This window comes from Leifsonia sp. NPDC058292, from assembly GCF_042880955.1.
GTDB lineage: Bacteria > Actinomycetota > Actinomycetes > Actinomycetales > Microbacteriaceae > Leifsonia.
On record NZ_JBHVYL010000007.1, the window covers coordinates 79,601 to 98,748 of the forward strand.

General features: G+C 68.4%; 14 protein-coding genes and 1 tRNA gene. 10 read left to right on the forward strand and 5 right to left on the reverse strand.

What is annotated here, in order from left to right; translation table 11 throughout:
• Positions 1-13: 13 nt before the first annotated feature.
• Both ACFVWR_RS06560 and ACFVWR_RS06565 read left to right on the forward strand, forming a co-directional pair.
• Positions 14-913: a YegS/Rv2252/BmrU family lipid kinase gene (locus tag ACFVWR_RS06560; RefSeq protein WP_387209266.1), complete on the forward strand. Its 900-nt coding sequence runs from the start codon at positions 14-16 to the stop codon at positions 911-913.
• 97 nt (positions 914-1,010) lie between these two features.
• Positions 1,011-1,086, forward strand: a tRNA-Glu gene (locus ACFVWR_RS06565).
• An 80-nt stretch (positions 1,087-1,166) separates the two neighbouring features.
• On the opposite strand, the gene ACFVWR_RS06570 is transcribed toward ACFVWR_RS06565, so the two are convergent.
• From ACFVWR_RS06570 to ACFVWR_RS06580, 3 genes are read right to left on the reverse strand one after another with little or no spacing between them, the layout of a single operon-like run.
• Positions 1,167-1,424, reverse strand: a complete 258-nt coding sequence (locus ACFVWR_RS06570; protein WP_387209269.1) for a hypothetical protein — start codon at positions 1,422-1,424, stop codon at positions 1,167-1,169.
• A gap of 10 nt (positions 1,425-1,434) precedes the next feature.
• A complete protein-coding gene (locus tag ACFVWR_RS06575; protein ID WP_387209271.1) occupies positions 1,435-2,940 on the reverse strand; it encodes a leucyl aminopeptidase in 1,506 nt (501 codons plus the stop codon).
• Between the two features lie 5 nt (positions 2,941-2,945).
• Positions 2,946-4,628: an MFS transporter gene (locus ACFVWR_RS06580; protein WP_387209273.1), complete on the reverse strand. Its 1,683-nt coding sequence runs from the start codon at positions 4,626-4,628 to the stop codon at positions 2,946-2,948.
• 113 nt (positions 4,629-4,741) lie between these two features.
• Between ACFVWR_RS06580 and ACFVWR_RS06585 the strand changes: the two genes are divergently transcribed.
• Together ACFVWR_RS06585 and ACFVWR_RS06590 are read left to right on the forward strand one after the other, a co-directional pair.
• The gene (locus tag ACFVWR_RS06585) at positions 4,742-6,301 is read left to right on the forward strand and encodes an SLC13 family permease (RefSeq protein WP_387209275.1); all 1,560 of its coding nucleotides are present in this window, start codon (positions 4,742-4,744) and stop codon (positions 6,299-6,301) included.
• An 18-nt stretch (positions 6,302-6,319) separates the two neighbouring features.
• Positions 6,320-7,096, forward strand: a complete 777-nt coding sequence (locus tag ACFVWR_RS06590) for an isocitrate lyase/phosphoenolpyruvate mutase family protein (protein WP_387209277.1) — start codon at positions 6,320-6,322, stop codon at positions 7,094-7,096.
• Positions 7,097-7,098: 2 nt separating this feature from the next.
• Here the strand turns inward: ACFVWR_RS06590 and ACFVWR_RS06595 are convergent, their stop codons facing one another.
• Entirely contained in the window at positions 7,099-7,317 is a 219-nt protein-coding gene (locus ACFVWR_RS06595; protein WP_387209279.1) for a KTSC domain-containing protein, read from the reverse strand.
• Entirely contained in the window at positions 7,314-7,922 is a 609-nt protein-coding gene (locus ACFVWR_RS06600) for a DinB family protein (protein ID WP_387209281.1), read from the reverse strand. The genes ACFVWR_RS06595 and ACFVWR_RS06600 overlap by 4 nt, the downstream gene beginning before the upstream one ends.
• A 215-nt stretch (positions 7,923-8,137) precedes the next feature.
• Between ACFVWR_RS06600 and ACFVWR_RS06605 the strand changes: the two genes are divergently transcribed.
• From ACFVWR_RS06605 to ACFVWR_RS06630, 6 genes are all read left to right on the forward strand, one after another.
• The gene (locus ACFVWR_RS06605; RefSeq protein ID WP_387209283.1) at positions 8,138-9,220 is read left to right on the forward strand and encodes a TerC/Alx family metal homeostasis membrane protein; all 1,083 of its coding nucleotides are present in this window, start codon (positions 8,138-8,140) and stop codon (positions 9,218-9,220) included.
• Positions 9,217-10,032 (forward strand): PP2C family protein-serine/threonine phosphatase, encoded by an 816-nt coding sequence (locus ACFVWR_RS06610; protein WP_387209285.1) that lies wholly within the window; start codon positions 9,217-9,219, stop codon positions 10,030-10,032. Before ACFVWR_RS06605 ends, ACFVWR_RS06610 begins: the two co-directional genes overlap by 4 nt.
• An 11-nt stretch (positions 10,033-10,043) precedes the next feature.
• Positions 10,044-11,327 (forward strand): FHA domain-containing protein, encoded by a 1,284-nt coding sequence (locus ACFVWR_RS06615; RefSeq protein WP_387209288.1) that lies wholly within the window; start codon positions 10,044-10,046, stop codon positions 11,325-11,327.
• Positions 11,324-13,018, forward strand: coding sequence for a serine/threonine-protein kinase (locus ACFVWR_RS06620; RefSeq protein ID WP_387209290.1), 1,695 nt, complete (start codon positions 11,324-11,326; stop codon positions 13,016-13,018). Before ACFVWR_RS06615 ends, ACFVWR_RS06620 begins: the two co-directional genes overlap by 4 nt.
• A complete protein-coding gene (locus ACFVWR_RS06625; protein WP_387209292.1) occupies positions 13,015-13,770 on the forward strand; it encodes a hypothetical protein in 756 nt (251 codons plus the stop codon). Before ACFVWR_RS06620 ends, ACFVWR_RS06625 begins: the two co-directional genes overlap by 4 nt.
• A 90-nt stretch (positions 13,771-13,860) precedes the next feature.
• Positions 13,861-19,137, forward strand: coding sequence for an Ig-like domain-containing protein (locus tag ACFVWR_RS06630; protein WP_387209294.1), 5,277 nt, complete (start codon positions 13,861-13,863; stop codon positions 19,135-19,137).
• Positions 19,138-19,148 lie beyond the last annotated feature (11 nt).

The window sequence follows — 19,148 nt, forward strand, 5'->3', positions numbered from 1 at the left end:
TAATCGGATCATCATGGCTGCACCCCACACCGTCGTCGTCGCGGTCAATCCGACGGCGTCGTTCGGCCACCGCCGGGAGGTCGGCCCGCAGGTCATCGCGCGGCTGAGGCAGGCGGGCCACACCGTGGTCGACGTCGGTGAGGCGAACATCGAGTTGCTGCGTCGCGAGGCCACCCGGGCGGTGGCCGCGGGAACGAGCGCTCTCGTCGTCGTCGGGGGAGACGGCATGGTCAATCTCGGCGTGAACATCGTCGCGCAGACCGACGTTCCGCTCGGCATCGTGCCGAGCGGAACCGGCAACGACGTCGCGGCCGGGCTCGGCATCCCTCGTGACGACACGGAGGCGGCGATCGATCGGCTGCTCGATGCGCTCGACCGGCCACCGCGGGTGATCGACGCGGGGATCGTTCGCCACGGCGACCTGAGCACCTGGTTCGTCGGGGTGCTCTCCGCGGGATTCGATGCGACGGTCAACGAGCGGGCGAACGTGATGACGAGACCGAGGGGCCGCAGCCGCTACATCCTGGCGCTGCTCCGGGAGCTCGCGACGCTGCGCCCGATCCCGTACGAGGTGAACGCCGACGGCACGCGGCTCGATACCGAGGCGCTGCTCATCTCGGTGGCGAACAACGGCGCCCTCGGCGGCGGGATGAAGATCGTGCCGCACGCCGAACTCGACGACGGGATGCTCGACCTCTTCGTCGTGCGTCCGATGTCGCGCTTCGCCTTCCTGCGGGTGTTCCCGAAAGTGTTCTCGGGAACCCACACGGAACTCCCGGTCGTGTCGTTCCACCGCCTGCGCACGGTCACGCTCGATGCGCCCGGCGTCGTCGCCTACGCCGACGGCGAGCGCATCGGTCCGCTGCCGGTGGAGGTGAGCGTCGTGCCCGGCGCGCTGCGGGTTCTCGCCTGAGCGCGTTCTCGCCTGAGCGGCGTCGCCACGCCCGGGATGGCCCGGCCGTTTTGGAACCGGCGTCAGGGATGTGGCATACTCATTGAGTTGCAAAAACGGCCCCATCGTTTAGCGGCCTAGGACGTCGCCCTCTCACGGCGGTAACGCGGGTTCAAATCCCGCTGGGGTCACCAACAGCCCGGATACCAGTCATTCACTGGTGTCCGGGCTTTTTTCATGGTCGACGCCGTAACCCCGAATCGGCCCGACCGTGCTACCGGCTGCTGCTGAGCACGGAGACCGTGACGAGAACGCCGGCGAGCACCTCGAGAACGAGCAGCACCACCGACACCACGATCGTCACGGTCGGCAGCCGCGTCGGGGATCCACTCTCCCGCGCCCGGTTGCGGGCCACGAGCCCGAGGATCAGCCCGACGATCGGGATGAGGAAGGCGAAAACCAGACCCACGATCGCGAAGGCGCGGCCGGAGGAGGCGGAGGCCGACGAGCGGTCGTTCGCGCTGTTGGACATGGCTCTCCGATCAGAAGGATTCCGCGAGCCGGGTGAGGAGGCGGGCTCCGTAGCCGGTGGCTCCGGCCGACCTCCAGGAGTCGTCGGTCGCGGACTGCATCGTTCCGGCGATGTCGATGTGGGCCCAGGGCACCTCCGCAACGAACTCATCGAGGAAGAGCGCCGCCGTCGTCGCGCCGGCGTAGGGTCCGCCGAGGTTGGAGATGTCGGCGATGTCGGAGTCGAGCTGTTTGCGGTAGCTGCGCTCGAGCGGCAGTTGCCACAACTGCTCGTTCGTCTCCGCAGATGCGGCCTCGACCCGCTCCGCAAGGCCTGCGTCGTTGCTGAACAGTGCGGCGGTCAGCGTTCCGAGGGCCATCAAAGCGGCGCCGGTGAGAGTGGCGACGTCGATGATCGCGTCCGGTTCCCACTCGGTCGCGAGCACCAGCCCGTCCATGATGGCGAGGCGGCCCTCGGCATCCGTGTTCTTGACCTCGACCGTCTTGCCGCCGCGGGCGGTGAGCACATCGCCGAGTTTGTAGGCGGATCCGGATGGCATGTTGTCGGTGCACATCAGCCAAGCGGAGACCGTGGTGCTCACACCCAGCTGCTGCAGCGCGGTGAACGCGCCCAGGATCGCCGCGGCGCCTCCCATGTCCATCTTCATGAGCAGGTGCATCGGGTCGGAGGGCTTGAGCGAGATGCCTCCGGAGTCGTACATGATGCCCTTGCCCACCAAGGCCAGCTTTCGATCGGAGCCGCCCGCGTAGGTCAACCGGATCATCCGGGGTTCTTCGGCGCTTCCCGCGTTCACGCCGAGGAGGCCGCCGCAGCCCAGCTCGATCAGCTCCTGCCTGTCGGACACCTGCACCTCGAACCCGTATGCGGCGCCGAGATCGACGGCGACCTCACCGAGGTTCTGGGCGGTCAGATGGCCCGGGGGAGTGTTGGCCAGGTCACGGCCGACGGCGGCAGCACGCACGGTCGCGCTTGCTCGCGCGACGCCCGCGCGAAGTGCTTCGGCAGCCGCGCCGGCGATCGAGAGCTCAGCGCGCGTCAACACGGGTTCTTTGTGTTCGGCCCGAAGTGCGCGATAGCGGTACCGTGCCAGCACCAGACCCTCGGCGACCGCCTGGGCCGCCTCGACCGGATCCACATCCCCGACATCCATGAGCCGGAGTCCGACCCGCTCGAATGACGATGTCGCGCGCGAGAAGGCGGCCGCGACATCGCGCAGCAGGGCAGGGGAGAGACCGGCGACCGGTCCTGCCCCGACGGCGACGAGCGCCGGTCCGGAGGGCTGCGGAAGCAGGAGGGTGTCACCCGCCTTGCCGGTGAACCCGGCGCGTCGAAGGGCTGCCCGGTCGAGACCGAGCTCGTCCGGAGCATCGCCCTGGTCTGCGAACACGAAGCCCACCGCGTGCAGCGTCGGGTCGGTTTCGTCGACCGCCGCGACCTCGAGGTCCCGCAACCACGCGAGGGACGGGACGGGCGTGAAATCGGTGGGGATCAGCTTTGCGGGCGTGTGCGTCTGCATGAGGGTCAGGCCTCCTGTTCGAGCCGGTCGTCGGCCTCGTCGTCGTCGCCGTCGTCATCTTCGATGGCGTCGGGGTCGTCCGGCTCCAGCCGTTCCGGGAGTTCGTCGCGAAGCTTGTCCGGCATGCGGGTGGCCGGGATGATGGCCAGCAGCGAGAGCGCAGCCAGGGCGAGCAGTGAGATCTTGAGCGCTTGGAGGCGAGCGTTCTCGTTGACGTCGACGGCCGCACTGACCTCGGCGGGTGACGCGTCGGTCTTCGAGAGCACGTCTTTCAGGTGGTCGTTGGTGACGAAGTTGACGTTGTCGAGGTTGACCTGGGCGATCAACGCCGGTCTCAGTTCCGGGTGGGAGTCGGCCTGCGAGGTGACCAGTCCCGAGAGCAGGCTGACGGCGAAAACGCTGATGACGGCGATGCCGACGCTGCCCGACAGGTTGTGCACCAGGCCGCGCCAGGCGCCCACATCCCCGGCCAGCGGTTTCGGGGCGCGTGAGAGAAGCGTGTTGAACACCAGCGCGACGATGGATCCCTGGCCCAATCCGAGCAGCACCAAGCCGACGATCACCAACCCCTGGCCCCAGTCGTTGCGAATCGTGAACGCCAGCAGGGCCAGAGCCACCGCGACCACGACGAATCCGATCGCACCCAGCTGGCGAGGCGAGAACCGGCCGTACAGAGTCGCGACGAAGGTCGACGCGAGGAAGATCGAAATCGTGTACGGGATGATCGAGAAACTGGTCTCGATGCCGGACAGTCCCTGCACGACCTGCATGTAGAGCGGGAGGAGGAAGTTCGCGGCCGTACCCACGAACAGCATGATCGCCATGCACGCGGTGATGGCGAGCTCGGCGCGAGATCGGAGCACGCGCAGGTCGAAGATCCTGGAACGCACCAGGCGCTGTCGGCGTCGCACCCACACGAAGAAGAGCTGGCCGCCGATCAGGCCGAGGATCACCAGCACCGGAGCAGGCGACAGGCCGAGGATGCTGAACGGTGCGCCGTCAGAGGCGAGCACCAGACCCCACGGCTCGAGTCCGCTGAAGCCGAAGCTCAGGAAGATGATCGTCACGGCAGCGATGACGGCACCGGTCCAGTCGATGTTCAGGAGGGGCTGCGAGTCGACCTTCTTCAAGCTGAGGCTGAGGAGGAAGTTCACCGCACCGAGCCCCACCATGAGTGCGAACGACCAGCGCCAGCCGATGGTGGTCGCGAAGGTTCCGGCGATGAGCAGCGCAAGCACGCCGGCGAGCGGGATGGCGGCCGCGAGCAGGCCGATGGCGGTGGCCTGCTGTTTGCCGCGGTAACTGGTCGCGATGAAGACGGTCAGGGCGGGAGCGATGAGAGCGATGACCGCGCCCGACGCCGCCTGGGCGACGAAGAGCACCGTTCCGTTCGGCGCGAGCGCCACCCCGAGCATGGCGAGCGCGTGGATGGCGATGGCGATCTGGAAGACGCCCTTGCTGCCGAAGCGGGAACCGATCTTCGCTCCGAGCAGGATGAACGCCGCCATCGCGAAGGTTCCCGCCGTGATCGCGGTGCCGACACTGGTGGCCGCGATGCTCAGGTCGTGGGTGATCCCGGCCATCGAGACGGTCAGTGCATTCACCGCGAACGATGCCTGCACCTGAGTGAGCACGACGATGGCGAGCGGTAGCCAGCTGCTTCGAACGGTCGGGGTCTGGACGCTCATCGCTTCTCCTTCGACACCTCTTGTCGTCCGGTCACCAGCTCGAAAACCGAACGTGCGCTCAGTCTGGACCTCCGCTGGTTCGAACGGAAGAGGCGTTGCTAGAGTCCTCACACATGAGCCAGTCCGCGGTGACGATCGTGATCCTGGTCGTGGCCGTGCTCGCTTTCGTGAGCGGGCGCATCCCGACGGGCCTCGTCGCGATCGGGGTCTCCGTAGCGCTGCTCGCTACGGGCATCCTCGATCTGCCGCAGGCGTTCGCCGGATTCTCCGACCCCGCCGTGATTCTCATCGCCTCCCTCTTCGTCGTCTCCGAGGGCCTGGACTCCTCCGGTCTGACGGCGTGGACAGGGCGGCAGCTGGTGCTGCGAGGCGGGGGAGAGGCACGCAAGCTCACGCTCCTGATCATGGTGGTCGTCGCCGTGCTCTCGGCGCTGATCAGCGTCAACGGCGCCGTGGCTGCCCTGCTGCCTGTCGTCGTGGTCATCGCCTCACGGATCTCCGTTTCGCCGGGCCGGCTGCTGCTGCCGCTCGCCTTCGGGGCACACGCCGGCTCCCTGCTGACCCTCACCGGAAGCCCGGTGAACGTGCTCCTGAGCGAATACGCCGCCACGTCGGCCGGCCGGCCGTTCGGGTTCTTCGAATTCGCTCTCATCGGCCTGCCGCTCCTGATCGGGAGCGTGCTCATCACGGTCCTGCTCGGCAAACGCCTGATCCCCCGGCGCGAGCCGCTCACGATGACCAAAGACCTCAGTGAGCACGCGCGGACCCTGCTGCGCGATTATCCGGGAGCCGGCGGTGACGCCCTCCTCGGCGCGGACGCGGGTGTCGCAGAGGTTCTGATCCCGCCCCGATCAGGCCTCGTCGGAGCACGCGCTTTTCCCGGGATGGTCACCGACAGCGGCGACCTCGTGCTCCTCGCCGTTCGGCGCGGCGGCGAGGCGGTCGAGGTCGAGACGATCCTCGAAGCCGGCGACATCCTGTTGCTCGAAGGCCGTTGGGAGCACCTGGATGCGAAACTGGCGGATCCGAACGTCTTGGTCGTCGACCAGCCCGACGACATCCGCCGACAGGCCGCGCCGCTGGGGTGGCGTGCGTGGACCGCGCTCGGCATCCTCGTCGCCATGGTCGTGCTTCTCGCGACGGGCGTCTTCCCGCCCGCGATCACCGGGCTCCTCGCAGCCGCCGCGATGGTGCTGACCCGAGTGGTCTCCGTGGAACGCGCGCACCGCTCCATCTCCTGGACCACGCTGTTGCTCGTCGCGGGCATGATCCCGCTGTCGACGGCCATCACGCAGACCGGCACCGCGGCATCCATCGCCGGCGGTTTGATCGGCCTCGTCGGTGGGGCGGGCCCGACAGCCGTGTTGGCGGCGCTGTGCGTCGTCGCGGCGGTCTTCGGGCAGCTGATCAGCAACACGGCGACGGCACTGATCATCGCCCCGATCGCCGTGTCCGTCGCTGCGACGATGCACGTCTCGCCGTTGCCGTTTCTGATGGCGATGGCCGTGGTGTGCGCGGCAGCGTTCCTGACCCCGGTGGCCACCCCGGCCAACTTCATGGTCATGGGCCCGAGCGGCCTCCGATTCACCGATTACTGGAGACTCGGACTGCCGTTGCTGTTACTGTTCCTCATCGTCGCGGTCGGGCTCGTTCCGGTCATCTGGCGGTTCTGACGCACGAGGAGGACAACGATGACATTCCGCGAGTTGCACGCTGGGGAGAATCCGTTGCTGCTGCCGAACGCTTGGGATGTCGGCTCGGCGCTCGCGTTCGCCGCGGCCGGGTTTCCGGCGATCGGCACTACGAGTTTCGGGGTGAACGCATCGGCCGGCCAGCCGGACGCGGGAGGCGCGAGCCGGGACGCCACGGTCGCGTTGGTCGCTCGCATCCGGTCGCTTCCCGTCTACGTCTCCGCTGACATCGAGAACGGGTACAGCGATGATCCGGTCGAGGTGGGCGCTCTCGTCGCCGGGCTGGGCGTCGACGGCGTCAACATCGAGGACTCCGCTGACGGGCGGCTCGTCCCACCGGCGGTTCTGGCCGCGAAGATCACCGCGATCAAGCGCGCGGCGCCGGGGGTGTTCGTCAACGCGCGCGTGGACTCGTACTGGTTCCACGAAGACGATACGGTGCCAGCCGTCCTGGAGCGCGCGAAGGCGTACGCCGATGCGGGCGCTGACGGCATCTTCGTGCCCGGCGCGGCGGACCCGGCGACACTGGAGCAGCTGACCGCGGGCATCCCGTTGCCCGTCAACGTGCTCGTCGTGCCCGCCCTCGACCTCGACGAGCTGAAGAACCTCGGCGTCCGGCGGGTCAGCACCGGATCGCTGCCCTATCGCGTCGCGATCGATGCCGCCGTGGACGTCGCCCGGGCGGTGCAAGAGCGGCGGGACGTTCCGACGGCGACGTCGTACGACGAATCGCAGCAGCGGCTCCTCGACTTCGCGTCACGCACGAAGGCGGGCTGACCTCACGGAGGGTCCACCCGTTCGGTCGGGAACCGGTCGCGGATGTGCGAGGCGAAGTACTGCCCCTTGCTGTCCGCGTCGAGCAGCTCGTTCCAGACGCGCGCGGGCACGATCCAGTAGCGATAAAGGTCGCCGCTGGTGAATTCGAGCTCGAGGATGCGGCGCTCGGGGTCGTATGCGGCGGAGGCGAGAACGCTGCTCTCGAGCGACCGTCTCCTCACCGCGCGCCGTACCGCCGCTCCGACTCGGCGGCCGCCGCCTCCAACCGGTCGCGATACGCCGACCATTCGTCTGCGGACTGGTCCGGCAGGTTCCCGTCTTTGTTTCCGGCGCTGCCGTCGATGAGCTCCCGCACGATATCGGCGTGGCCCGCATGCCTGGCCATCTCGACGAGCATGTGCGTCATCACGAGCCCGAGGGTCACGTGATCGCGTTCGGCCGGCCACCACGGAACGATCCCGGGCGAGTCGAGGTCGAGCACCCCGATCGTCTCATCGGCGTGGTCGGCCGAGAGTCGCCAGAACCCGAGGATCAGCTCGCGCGACTCGTCGGGCGTCGCCCACATGTCGGCGTTCAACTCTGCGTCGTCCGCGAACCAGGGCACATCCACGTCGGCCGGTCGGCCGAAGGTCTCGCCGAAGTAGCCGAGCTGCACACTCGCGACATGTTTGACCAAGCCGAGCAGGTTGGTGCCGGTGCCGGTGAGTGGTCGACGGATGTCGTACTCGCCGAGCCCGTCGAGTTTCGCCACGAGCTGGTCGCGATTGCGCCGGTAGTAGCGGTGGAGGAGCTCTTTTGTCGTCTCTGTGGACGCAGCGTCGGTCATGGTCGACACAGTAGACCGGCCGTCGGACAGGTGCGAGACTCTCCCGTACAATGGTCGAAGCGAAGGGGAGTATCCCGGACGGCCCACGGCGGGTCGGCGCTGTGCACGTCATCACGGATCGTTTCTCGCGGTCCCGGGCACAGCGGCACTCGACACCATGGGTGCGGGAGAGACTTTCGGCCGTCTTTTTGGCACCCTTCGAAAGGTAAATTCCCGTGGAGCTTGCTCTTCCCGCCTGGTTCGAGATCACCTCGTTCGTCGTTCTGCTGCTGATCCTGGCGTTCGACCTGCTGATCGTCTTCAAGCGCCCGCACATCCCGAGCCCCAAGGAGTCGACGCTCTGGGTGTCGTTCTACGTGGCACTGGCGCTGGTCTTCGCGCTGCTCATGCTGCTGATCGGGGATGCGGAGCACGCGGGGCAATTCCTGGCCGGCTGGCTCACCGAGTACAGCTTGAGCATCGACAACCTGTTCGTGTTCGTGCTGATCATGGGCCGCTTCGCCGTGCCCAGGAAGTACCAGCAGGAGGTGCTGATGGTGGGCATCATCATCGCGCTCGTGCTGCGCGGCATCTTCATCCTGCTCGGCGCCCAGCTGATCGCGAGCTTCAGCTGGATCTTCTACATCTTCGGCGCCTTCCTGCTGTTCACGGCCATCCACCAGGCGTTCAGCAAGGAAGACGAGAGCGAGGGCGACAACGCCTTCATCCGGTTCATGCGCAAACGCCTCAAGGTGTCGAACCAGTACGAGGGGTTCAAGCTGCGCACGCTCGTCGACGGCAACCGGATGTTCACGCCGCTCATCATCGTGTTCCTCGCCCTGGGCACCACCGACCTGCTGTTCGCGCTCGACTCCATCCCCGCGATCTTCGGCATCACGCAGAGCCCGTTCATCGTGTTCGCGGCGAACGTCTTCGCTCTCATGGGCCTGCGGCAGCTCTACTTCTTGCTCGGACACCTGCTCGACAAGCTGGAGTATCTCAAGTACGGGATCGCGTTCATTCTCGCGTTCATCGGTGTGAAGCTGGTGTTCCACGCGATGCACGAGAACGAGGTGTCGTGGATCAATGGCGGCCAGCACATCGAGTGGGCGCCCGACATCGACACCTGGACCTCGCTGTTCGTCATCATCGCCTCGATGGCAGTCGCTACGATTGCAAGTCTGGTGAAGCTGAAGCTCAGCGGCACCAGCGTCGCCGAGGCCATCCACGGTGACGACCCGGACGACGAGGACGATGCGGCGAACGCCGGCGCCCCCGCCGCTCCGGCCAAGACCACGCAGGAGGAACCCGGGCAATGACGTCAGTCGTCGACGTGAGCGTACGCAGCGATGTCGGAGCCGTGCGCCACGTCAACGAAGACAGCATGCTCGCAGCCGACCCCGTGTTCGTCGTCGCCGACGGCATGGGCGGTCACGCCCGCGGCGATGTCGCGAGCCAGACGGCTGTCGAGACGCTCGCCCGGGTGCTTCCCGGTGGGGCGCTGCCGACGCCGGACGAGGTGGTCGCCGCGATCGACGAGGCCAACGCCGCAGTGCGGGCGCTATCGGGCGCCGACGAGTCGGGGATAGCGGTGGCCGGCACGACCCTCACGGGAGTGATCCGGGTGGGCGACCCCGAGTCCGGCGATGAGCGGTGGATGGTCGTGAACGTCGGCGACTCCCGCGTCTATCTGTGGGACGGCCGCGCGCTCACCCAGCTGAGCGTCGACCACTCGGCGGTGCAGGAGCTGGTGGACGCCGGACTGATCACCGAGGCTCAGGCGGCCGTGCATCCGGAGCGCAATGTGATCACGCGCGCGCTCGGGGCGGAAGATCTCGTCGACACCGACACCATGCTGCTTCCGCAACGGGGGCGTCAGACGTTCTTGGTGTGCTCCGACGGGCTGACGAAAGAGCTGAGCGACGAGCGCATCGCGCGAATCCTCGCCGATTCGATGGGCGACGATCCGGCGGATGCGCTCGTGACGGCCGCGATCGAGGCCGGCGGGCGCGACAACGTCACGGTGGTCGTGGTTGAATCGGTGACCGGGGAAGCAGACACGGCCTCCGCCGAAACCCAAGACCGGGTCGCGGAGAGCCGGTCGCTCGAAGACACCAGACCAAGAGGGTAGGTTGCAGCGACGTGTTCGAGGTTCAGCAGACGGCATCCGGGGAGTGGGCGGTCGTCGCGGCGGAGAATCGCGTGCTGCTCGTCGAACGGGGTGACGGCACCGGCAGACTGAGGTCGTACCGGAGCGCAGTGCGCACCGGTTTCGCCGAGACGCTGGAAGCGCTCGCCGCCGAGGGTTTCGCCCGCACTCCGGGGTTCGCCCTCGCCGAGGTCCGCGGGGGACAGGTGCTGATCGCGGTGCGCGGGGCGGCGACGGCCGCCGTGACGGTCGGGGATGCGGAGCGCGCGATCGACGCGGCCGGCGTATCGACGTGGTCGGAGCAGCAGGTGGCGGGAGTGAGCGCGGGGCGTCTGTGGGTGGGCGATTCGGCGGGCGCGAGCGCCTCGGCCGTCGCCCCTCTGCCGCTGGCCGACGGGATCGTCTGGGCGAATGCGGTCAGCTGGCCTGGAGAAGAGCACGAGGAGGCCGATCTGCCGCAGGCGCTAGCCGAGAAGCGCGCCACCGCGCCGATCACGGCGCCGATCTCCGTCGACGAGGTGCCTCCGGCACCCGAACCCGAGTCGGAAGCGACACCGGAGCCCGAGCCCATACCCGCCGCCGAGCCGGCTGCCGAACCGGCCCTCGAGCCGACCGTCGCCGAGGCGACGATCGCGGAGCCCTCCGAGGCGACGGGCTACGACCACCTTTTCGGCGCCACCATGGTGCGCAGCGTCGAGGATGCGGCGGTGCGCCCGGACGAGGAGGATGCCGAGGTCTCGCGGCGCATCGACATCCCCGGCTTCGTCACCGATTCGACGCCGCCTCCGGCGAGCGAGCGGGAGGGCGACCACGACGGGATGACCGTCTTCAGCGGATCGCTGGGTGGGCTTCGCGACCGCGAGCGCCCGGGCCAGGAGTTCGCCGCGGCTGATTCCGCCGCGTCAGGCGGCCAGGCTCTCGCGGTGGCTGTCGCCCCACGCTTCTACGTCGACCTGTTCGACGGTCGGCGCGAATACCTGGAGCCGCCGATCGTGATCGGCCGGGCGCCCATCGCGTCCACGACATCGCGCGGCCCGGCGCCGCGCCCGATCACGGTCACGAGCGCCGAGCAGGACATCTCGCGCAGCCACGCCGCCATCGCTGTCGAAGGAGACAGCGTGGTGGTCACCGACCTGCACTCGCGTAATGGCACGATCGTCGTCATGCCCGGCAAGTCGCCGCAGAAGCTGCGTCAGGGCGAGCCGACCACGGTCATCGCCGGAACTCTCGTCGACCTGGGCAGCGGCGTGACGTTGACGGTCGGGCAGGACGCATGAGGCGGCTCGCATCGACGCCGCCGGAGCTGCCCGGCTACACCTTCGTGCGGCTGCTGGGCTCCGGCGGTTTCGCCGATGTGTTCCTCTACGAACAGCAGCTGCCGAAGCGCAGCGTCGCGGTGAAGGTGCTGCTCACCGACAGCGTCGACGATGCCGCCCGCGCCCGGTTCGTCGCCGAGGCGAACGTGATGGCACAGCTGTCCGCGCATCCGTACATCGTGACGATCTATCAGGCCGACGTCTCGGCCGATCAGCGACCGTACCTGGTCATGGAGTACTGCTCGGGCCCGTCGCTGGGCGATCGGTTCAAGCGGGAGCGGTTCTCGGTCGAAGACGCGCTGCGCACGGGTGTTCGGCTGTCCAGCGCGGTCGCGACGGCGCACAGCGTCGGCATCCTGCACCGGGACATCAAACCGGCGAACGTCCTGACGACCGATTTCGGCTGGCCGGCGCTGACCGACTTCGGAATCGCCTCGACGCTCGAAGAGCTTCCGGTGCACACGACCTCGCTGAGCGACCTGCGCGGCGGTGTCGTCGACACCGGAACCAGCGGCAGCCGCTCGATCGGGCTCAGCGTGCCGTGGTCGCCCGCCGAGATGTTCGAGGACGACCCGCAGCCGGATGTGCGCAGCGACGTCTTCTCGCTCGCTGCGACCATCCACACGCTGCTCGCCGGCCGCACGCCGTTCGAGGTTCCCGGCCGGTCGAACGGCACGCTCGACCTGATCGGCCGCATCGAGCGGGGGATGATCACCCCGATCGACAGGGACGACCTGCCGCCGACGCTTCGCGCGGTGCTGCAGAAGGGGATGGCGACGCGGCGCGACGACCGGTTCGCGACGGCTGTGGACTTCGCCCGGGCGCTGCAGCGGGTCGAACTCGAGCTGGGCTTCGCGCCCACCAGCATCGACGTGCCGAACCTCCGCGTGGTCGACGAGCGACCCGCCTCGGCGCCGACCGAGGACGAGACCCGCGTGCGTTCGGTGGCGACGATCGACGCGCAGGGGATCGGGATGCCGCCGGCGAGACCCGCGGCAGCGCCGACGCCCGCGAGGAAGCTCGACGCTGAGCCACCTCGCGTCGACGCGGAGCCGACCCGCCTCCGCGGCGCCGTCCCGACGATCGATCCGGATGCGCGAGCGACGCAGACGCCCAGCGAAAGCGTCGTCGAGAGCACCGTCGTGCGCCCGCGCGCTGCTGCAGCGGCGACAGAGCGCGGCGATGCGACGATCGCGGAGCAGGCCGATGACGGGTCCGGCTCCTCGGCGGAGGCGACCCGTCGCCCCCGGTGGATCGTGCCGGTTGTCGCGGGGGCGGCCGCGCTGGTCGTCGTGATCGGCGTTCTCGCTGCGGTTCTCGTGCCCGCACTCACACCATCCGCCGACCCGAGCGCCAGGCCGGGCTCGAACCAGGACGGCCAGATCGACGTCTCGGTCGTTCCGCCGCCCACGCTCGTCTCGGCGGGCAGGGATGCGGCAGGCACGACGGCGACGTTCGTCTGGAAGACGGCCGACCCGAAGAAGGGCGACCAGTACCAGTGGGGTCGCGACGGCACCAACGACCCGAAGACGGTGACCGCCCAGCCCCGGGCCGAGGTCACCGGTCTGACTCCCGGGGTCGGCGTCTGCATCACGATCGAGACGGTGCGCTCGGGTCGCACGTCCGCCGAACTGAAAGCGTGCTCGCAGTGAAACCACTGACCATCGACTACTGCGGCGAGCTGTACACGGTCTCGGGCGATGACGAGTTCGGCATCGGGCGCGAGTCCGACCTGAGCATCGACGACAACCCCTACCTGCACCGCCGCTTTCTCACCATCTCCGGCGATTTCGGGATGTGGTGGCTCTCGAACGTCGGCAACCTCCTGACGGCCACGGTGAGCGACTCGACCGGCACGGTGCAGGCGTGGCTGGCCCCGGGCGCCAAGCTCCCGATCGTGTTCCAGACGATGCACGTCATGTTCAGCGCCGGCGCGACGACCTACGACTTCACCATCTCCAGCGAAGACGACTACTTCAACACTTCGGTGACGGTCAACGACTCGGGCGGTTCGACGACCATCCTGCCCGTCACTCTCACCACCAGTCAGCGCCAGCTCATCGTCGCGCTGTCGGAGGGCGTGCTCACGCAGAACGTTCCGGGTCGGGGGACCATCCCGACCTCAGCCGAGGCGGCCGCACGGCTCGGCTGGAGCATGACGACGTTCAACCGCAAGCTGGACAACGTGTGCGACAAGCTCGACAAGCTCGGCGTGGCAGGCCTGCGCGGCGGTCGGGGCAAGCTCGCGACGAACCGTCGGGCGCGACTCGTCGAGTACGCGGTGACCACGCACCTGGTGGGGCTCGACGATCTGCCGTTGCTCGACGCCGCCGCGGCGGATTCCGCCGAAGCGGCCGAGGCGGCCGAGGCGGCCGCCGCTTCTGGAGCGGAACAGGCCGGCTGAGCGGCGCGGCATGGGGAGACCTCCCCATTCCATCCCTGCTGGGGTGCCGTGTTAGCTTAGGGACGGCTTCTAGTGGGGGATATCAGAGCAGTGGCATCTTTGTCGGCATGGATACGCAAACGTAAGACGCTTGCCTCCATCACAGCCCTCGCCGTGGTGGCCGGGGTTCCGCTGACGATCGCCGTGTTCCACAAGGGCTTCCCGGTCAACGCCGTCGATCTGGACACGCGTGACGTCTGGGTGACGAACGGCGACAAGCTCATGGGCGGCCGGCTCAACCACCAGATCAACGAACTGGATGCGGCGGTCACCGGGGCGAGCTCCGACCTCGACGTGCTCCAAGACGGCAAGGCGTACTTCCTCACCGACACCGAGCACGGGACGGTCGACCGCATCGATCCCGCGTTCGTGTCGCTCACCGACCGCATCCAGGTGCCGGAGAAGTCGCAGGTCGCGTACGGCGGCAACACGCTCTCGGTGCTCTCGCCGACCGGTCAGCTGTGGGTGCTCGACGCCTCCGGCCGGGTGGACTTCGACAAGACGAAGACGAAGCCTGTGGCCAAGGTCGGCCAGGGCGCCGAGCTCGCGGTCGCGAAGTCGGGCGAGACGTTCGTCGTCGCCCCCGCAGGCAAGGCGCTGTACACGGTGGAGCATCCCGGATCGTCGGTGGCGAAGGCGTCGTTCCCCGTTCCGGCGCAGTTCCAGGTGACCGCGGTCGGCGACGAGCCGGTGGTGCTCGACACCAAGGCGAACCGCGTCGTCAAACGTGACGGCAGCACGATCGACCTTCCGGCCAAGGGTCTGCGAATCCAGCAGCCGAGTGACGCCGACCCCGCCGTGCTGGTCGCGACGGCGTCGAGCCTTCTCAGCGTGCCGCTCGGCGGCGGCGGCGTGGGCGCGCACCCGGCGGGAGCGTCGGCGCAGGGCGGCGCCCGCGCGGTCTCGGCGCCCGTGCGGCTCGGCTCCTGCTCCTACGGCGCCTGGGCGGGTTCGGCGCGCTACCTCTACGCCTGCGACGGCAAGAAGGACATCGGGCTCGACATCGACCAACCCGTGAAGGGCGACGATCTCGAGTTCCGCGTCAACCACGGAGTGATCGCGCTCAACAACCTGCGCGACGGCAACGCCTGGGTCGTCTCGTCGAACATGCGGCTGGTGCAGAACTGGGCGCAACTGAAGCCGAACGAGACGACCGTGCAGGGTGACACCGGCGAAGAGAAGCCGGTGCTCCAGTCGTTCGCCGACACGCTCGCACAGCGCACGAACGTGAACCGTCCGCCGACGGCTGTCGACGACACGTACGGTGTGCGTCCCGGCCGCTCGACCGTGCTTCCCGTGCTCACCAACGACACCGATCCCGACGGCGACGTGCTCACGATCACGGAGACGTCGAGCGTGCCGAGCAGCCAGGGCACGATCGATCTGGTGCAGGGCGGCCGCGCCATCCAGTTCACACCGAACGCCGAGCTGGCCGGCACGATCTCGTTCCGGTACACGGTGGACGACGGTCGAGGCGGAACGTCGTCGGCGCAGGTGAACGCGACACTGAAGCAGCTCGACCAGAACGCCGCGCCCGAGTCGGCGCGCACGAGCACGGCTCAGGCCGAGGTCGGGCAGTCGGTCGCGTACAACGTGCTCAACGACTGGAGCGACCCCGACGGCGACGATCTCTCGCTGGTGGGCGCCGCGGCCACGACAGAGGACGACGTGCAGTTCAAGCCCGACGGCACCGTGACGTTCACGTCCAAGACGGGGCAGACCGGGTCGAAAGAGGTCAAGGTCACTGTCTCCGACGGCAAGAAGAGCGCGACCGGCAGCCTGCTGGTCACGGTGAAGGCCGCCGGCTCGCTCGATCCGGTGGCGGTGCCCGACTACGCGAACGGCTTCGCCGGGCGCGATGTCGTGGTGCATCCGCTCGACAACGACCAGTCGCCCGCGGGCGAGCCCCTGACTCTCGTCGGTGCGAGCCTGGACGGCTCAGGCGCCCAGGTCGTGACGGATGCGACCCGCGGCACGGTGACGGTGCGCACGAACGCGCCCGGTGAGTACTACGTGACGTACACGCTGGGCGCCGGCCCGAAGTCCACCACGGGGCTGATCCGGGTGAACGTCGCGGAGAACGGTGCGACCGACGCCCCGCCTGTCGCGGTCACCGATGTGGCGTACGTGCGGCCGGGCGAGCCGACATCCGTCAGCGTGCTGGACAACGACGTGTCGCCATCGGGACGCGTGCTCGTCGTGCGCTCGGTCAGCGCCGGCAAGGGTGCGGAAGACCTGAACGTCGAAGTGCTCGACAACGCGGTGGTGAAGGTGACAGCGCCGACGGTGCTGACTGATCAGGTGCAGCTCGAGTACACGATCTCCGACGGTGTGAACGAGGCCAAGGCCGGCATCACAATCGTTCCAGTGCCGCCGCTCGTGAACCACCAGCCGCCGATCGCCGTCGACGACGCGGTGACTGTGCGCGCGGGAGACATCACCAGCGTTCCGGTGATGGACAACGACTACTCGCCCGACAACGAGCCGTTCACGCTCGATCGGGAGCTGCGCGACGCTACGACGGCGGGCAAGGGCGCTACCGCGTTCGTGAGCGAGAAGGTCGTGCGCTATCAGGCGCCGAAGGAGCCGGGTCAGTACAGCGTCGTGTACGGCATCACCGACAAGTTCGGGCAGAAGGCCCAAGCGACCGTCAGTTTTCTCGTGACCGCACCCGACAAGGGCTCGAACAAGGCGCCGCAGCCGCAGCCGCTCACCATCCGCGCTTTCGCCGGGTCGACCGTTCCGGTGGACGTGCCACTCGACGGTCTCGATCCCGACGGCGACTCGGTGACCCTCGCCGGTCTCGCGTCGCAGCCGACCCTCGGCCGGATCTCCGACAGCACGAGCACCTCCTTCACCTACGAGGCGTATCCGGGCTCCGCGGGAACAGACACTTTCACCTACAAGGTCAAAGACACGTACGGAAAGTCGGCGACGGGCACGGTGACGATCGGCGTCATCCCGCGCCCGGAGACGGTGCGTCCGCCGATCGCCGGCAACGACCCCGTGCAGGTCAAGCCCGGTCGCACCGTCTCGGTGCCCGTGCTCGACAACGACTCCGACCCCAACGGCTACACGATCGCGTTGCAGAAGAAGCTCCTGGCCGTGGATGCGGGTCTCAAGGCCTCCGTGCACGGCAAGGTCGTGCTCGTGACGGCGCCGAAGACCGAGGGGGCGTACGTGGTGCGCTACCAGATCACGAACGGGCAGGGTGGCGTGGCGAGCGCCTTCATCCAGGTGACCGTGACGCCGAACGCCAAAGAGCGGCCGCCGACGGCGGTCGACCACCTGCTCGAGCCGGAAGCCGTGGCGAACAAGTCCTCCGTCAAGGTCGACGCTCTCGCCGGGGCCACCAACCCGTCCGGCCTGGTCGAAGATCTGAAGCTGTCGGTGACCGGTCCGAACGCGAGCGCCGCCGACGTCAGCGCCGCCGGCGTCATCACCGTGCATCCGGCCGAACAGCGGCTCGCGATCGCCTACACGGTGACCGATTCGGTGACCGGCCTCAGCGGTGACGCCTTCATCGTGGTGCCGCCCAAGGGCGACGCGACGGCGCCGCCCCGCATCAAGGCCTCGCTGCCCCAGCAGATCGTGGAGATGGGCGGGTCGAAGAGCTGGAAGCTGTCCGACATCCTCGACGTGCCCTCCGGCCGTGCCGTCAAGATGACCGGCCCTGGCGGCGTGAGCGCGACGAACAGCACGGGCAAGAGCTCGTACGGCGACGACCAGACGCTCACGTTCGCGGCGCCGAAGGACTATCGAGGCCCGGCGGCGATCACCTTCAAGGTCGACGACGGACGCGAGGCGGGGCAGACCTCCGACCGCGTCACCACGCTCGTGCTCCCGCTGACCGTCGGCAACCCCGACCAGTCGGACGTCGCCCCGACGTTCACCCCGCCGAGCGAGAAGATCGAGCCGGGAGAGGCCGCGCTGAGCGTCGATCTCCGCGCGTCGAGCTTCCACCCGAACCCCGAGATCCTGAACAAGCTGACGTACAGCGGCGGCACCTCGCCCAACAAGAACATCCAGGCCTCCCTGAGCGGGTCCACGCTCTCGCTCAGCGCGCCGCTCGGGGCGCAGGCGGGGGAGACCGCGGTCATCCCCGTGACCATCAGCTCGGGCACGCACACCATCCAGGGCACGGTGAATGTGCAGGTGGTGAGCTCGAACCGGCCGATCGCGACGCAGAAGAGCCCGCCGCAGACGCAGGAGCTGCAACGCAGCAAGACGACCACGCTGAGCGGCGCCTCGAGCGATGCCGACTGGGTGAACCCTTTCCCCGGCCATCCGCTGACGATCACCGACGCGAAAGCCGACAGCGCGCCCGCCGGGGTCACGGTGACGTTCACCGGGTCGTCCATCTCCGTCAGCGCGGCATCGGGCGCGGCGATCGGCGCCGTCAACGTGGTCTATCACGTGGAAGACGCCACCAAGGACCCGAAGCGCACCGCTGCGGCCATCGGCCAGTACCGCGTCACCATCCACGACGTGCCGGCGAAGCCCGCGGCCCCGACCGACGCGTCGGCCTCGGATGCGCAGGCGACCGTGAACATCGCGGCCCCGGCCGACAACGGCAAGACCATCGACCAGTACCAGGTGCTGGGCGGCGAAGGAACGGTCACCACGCCCTCGGCCGGCAAGGTGACGGTCACCGGCCTGACCAACGGCAAGGCTTACGCGTTCACCGTGCGCGCGCACAACGCGGACGGGTGGAGCGAAGTCTCGGCTGCGTCCGCCTCGGTCACCCCGTACGGTACGCCGCAGGCGGTCACAGGTGCGCACATCGACAGCAGCGGCTACGCCCCCTCCGACCTCACGCTCAGCTGGAACAAGCTCTCCGGCGTCGCCGCCACCGGCGGTGGGGAGGTCACCTACGAGTGGAACCTCAACGGCCAGGGGTGGAACAGGACGAAGGGCACGACCGCCCACGTGAACAATCAGGGCGTCGGCACGTATTCGTTCAAGGTGCGGGCGCAGAACGACGGCAGCCATGCGTACGGTGGCACGGACACCTCGAACTCCGTCGCTGTGGAGAAGAAGCCAGACCCGCCCGCGTCGATCGACCTCTCGAAGGGCGACCTCGAACCCGGCTTCGCGCACAGCTATACCTACGACGTGACGCTGAACAACTTCAGCGCCAACAAGACGTACTCCGTGTCGTTCCATTGCGACGGCAGCGTGCTCCAGACGCGTAACCTCACCACGAACGGTAGCGGCAACGCACACTTCCGTGGCTCGCCCAACGGACTCGACGCGTGGTGCGGCTACCCCGGAGCGTATGTGACCGCCGGCGGAGTGCAGAGCAGCGTGCAGAACTGGGCCAAGTAGCAACCCGACAA

Excerpts from the sequence above, each read along its gene's own strand:
- ACFVWR_RS06600 (WP_387209281.1), bottom strand. The coding sequence starts at position 7,922 with ATGACCGACGCTGCGTCCACAGAGACGACAAAAGAGCTCCTCCACCGC.
- ACFVWR_RS06560 (WP_387209266.1), top strand. The coding sequence starts at position 14 with ATGGCTGCACCCCACACCGTCGTCGTCGCGGTCAATCCGACGGCGTCG.
- ACFVWR_RS06580 (WP_387209273.1), bottom strand. The coding sequence starts at position 4,628 with ATGAGCGTCCAGACCCCGACCGTTCGAAGCAGCTGGCTACCGCTCGCC.
- ACFVWR_RS06590 (WP_387209277.1), top strand. The coding sequence starts at position 6,320 with ATGACATTCCGCGAGTTGCACGCTGGGGAGAATCCGTTGCTGCTGCCG.
- ACFVWR_RS06620 (WP_387209290.1), top strand. The coding sequence starts at position 11,324 with ATGAGGCGGCTCGCATCGACGCCGCCGGAGCTGCCCGGCTACACCTTC.
- ACFVWR_RS06575 (WP_387209271.1), bottom strand. The coding sequence starts at position 2,940 with ATGCAGACGCACACGCCCGCAAAGCTGATCCCCACCGATTTCACGCCC.
- ACFVWR_RS06610 (WP_387209285.1), top strand. The coding sequence starts at position 9,217 with ATGACGTCAGTCGTCGACGTGAGCGTACGCAGCGATGTCGGAGCCGTG.
- ACFVWR_RS06570 (WP_387209269.1), bottom strand. The coding sequence starts at position 1,424 with ATGTCCAACAGCGCGAACGACCGCTCGTCGGCCTCCGCCTCCTCCGGC.
- ACFVWR_RS06585 (WP_387209275.1), top strand. The coding sequence starts at position 4,742 with ATGAGCCAGTCCGCGGTGACGATCGTGATCCTGGTCGTGGCCGTGCTC.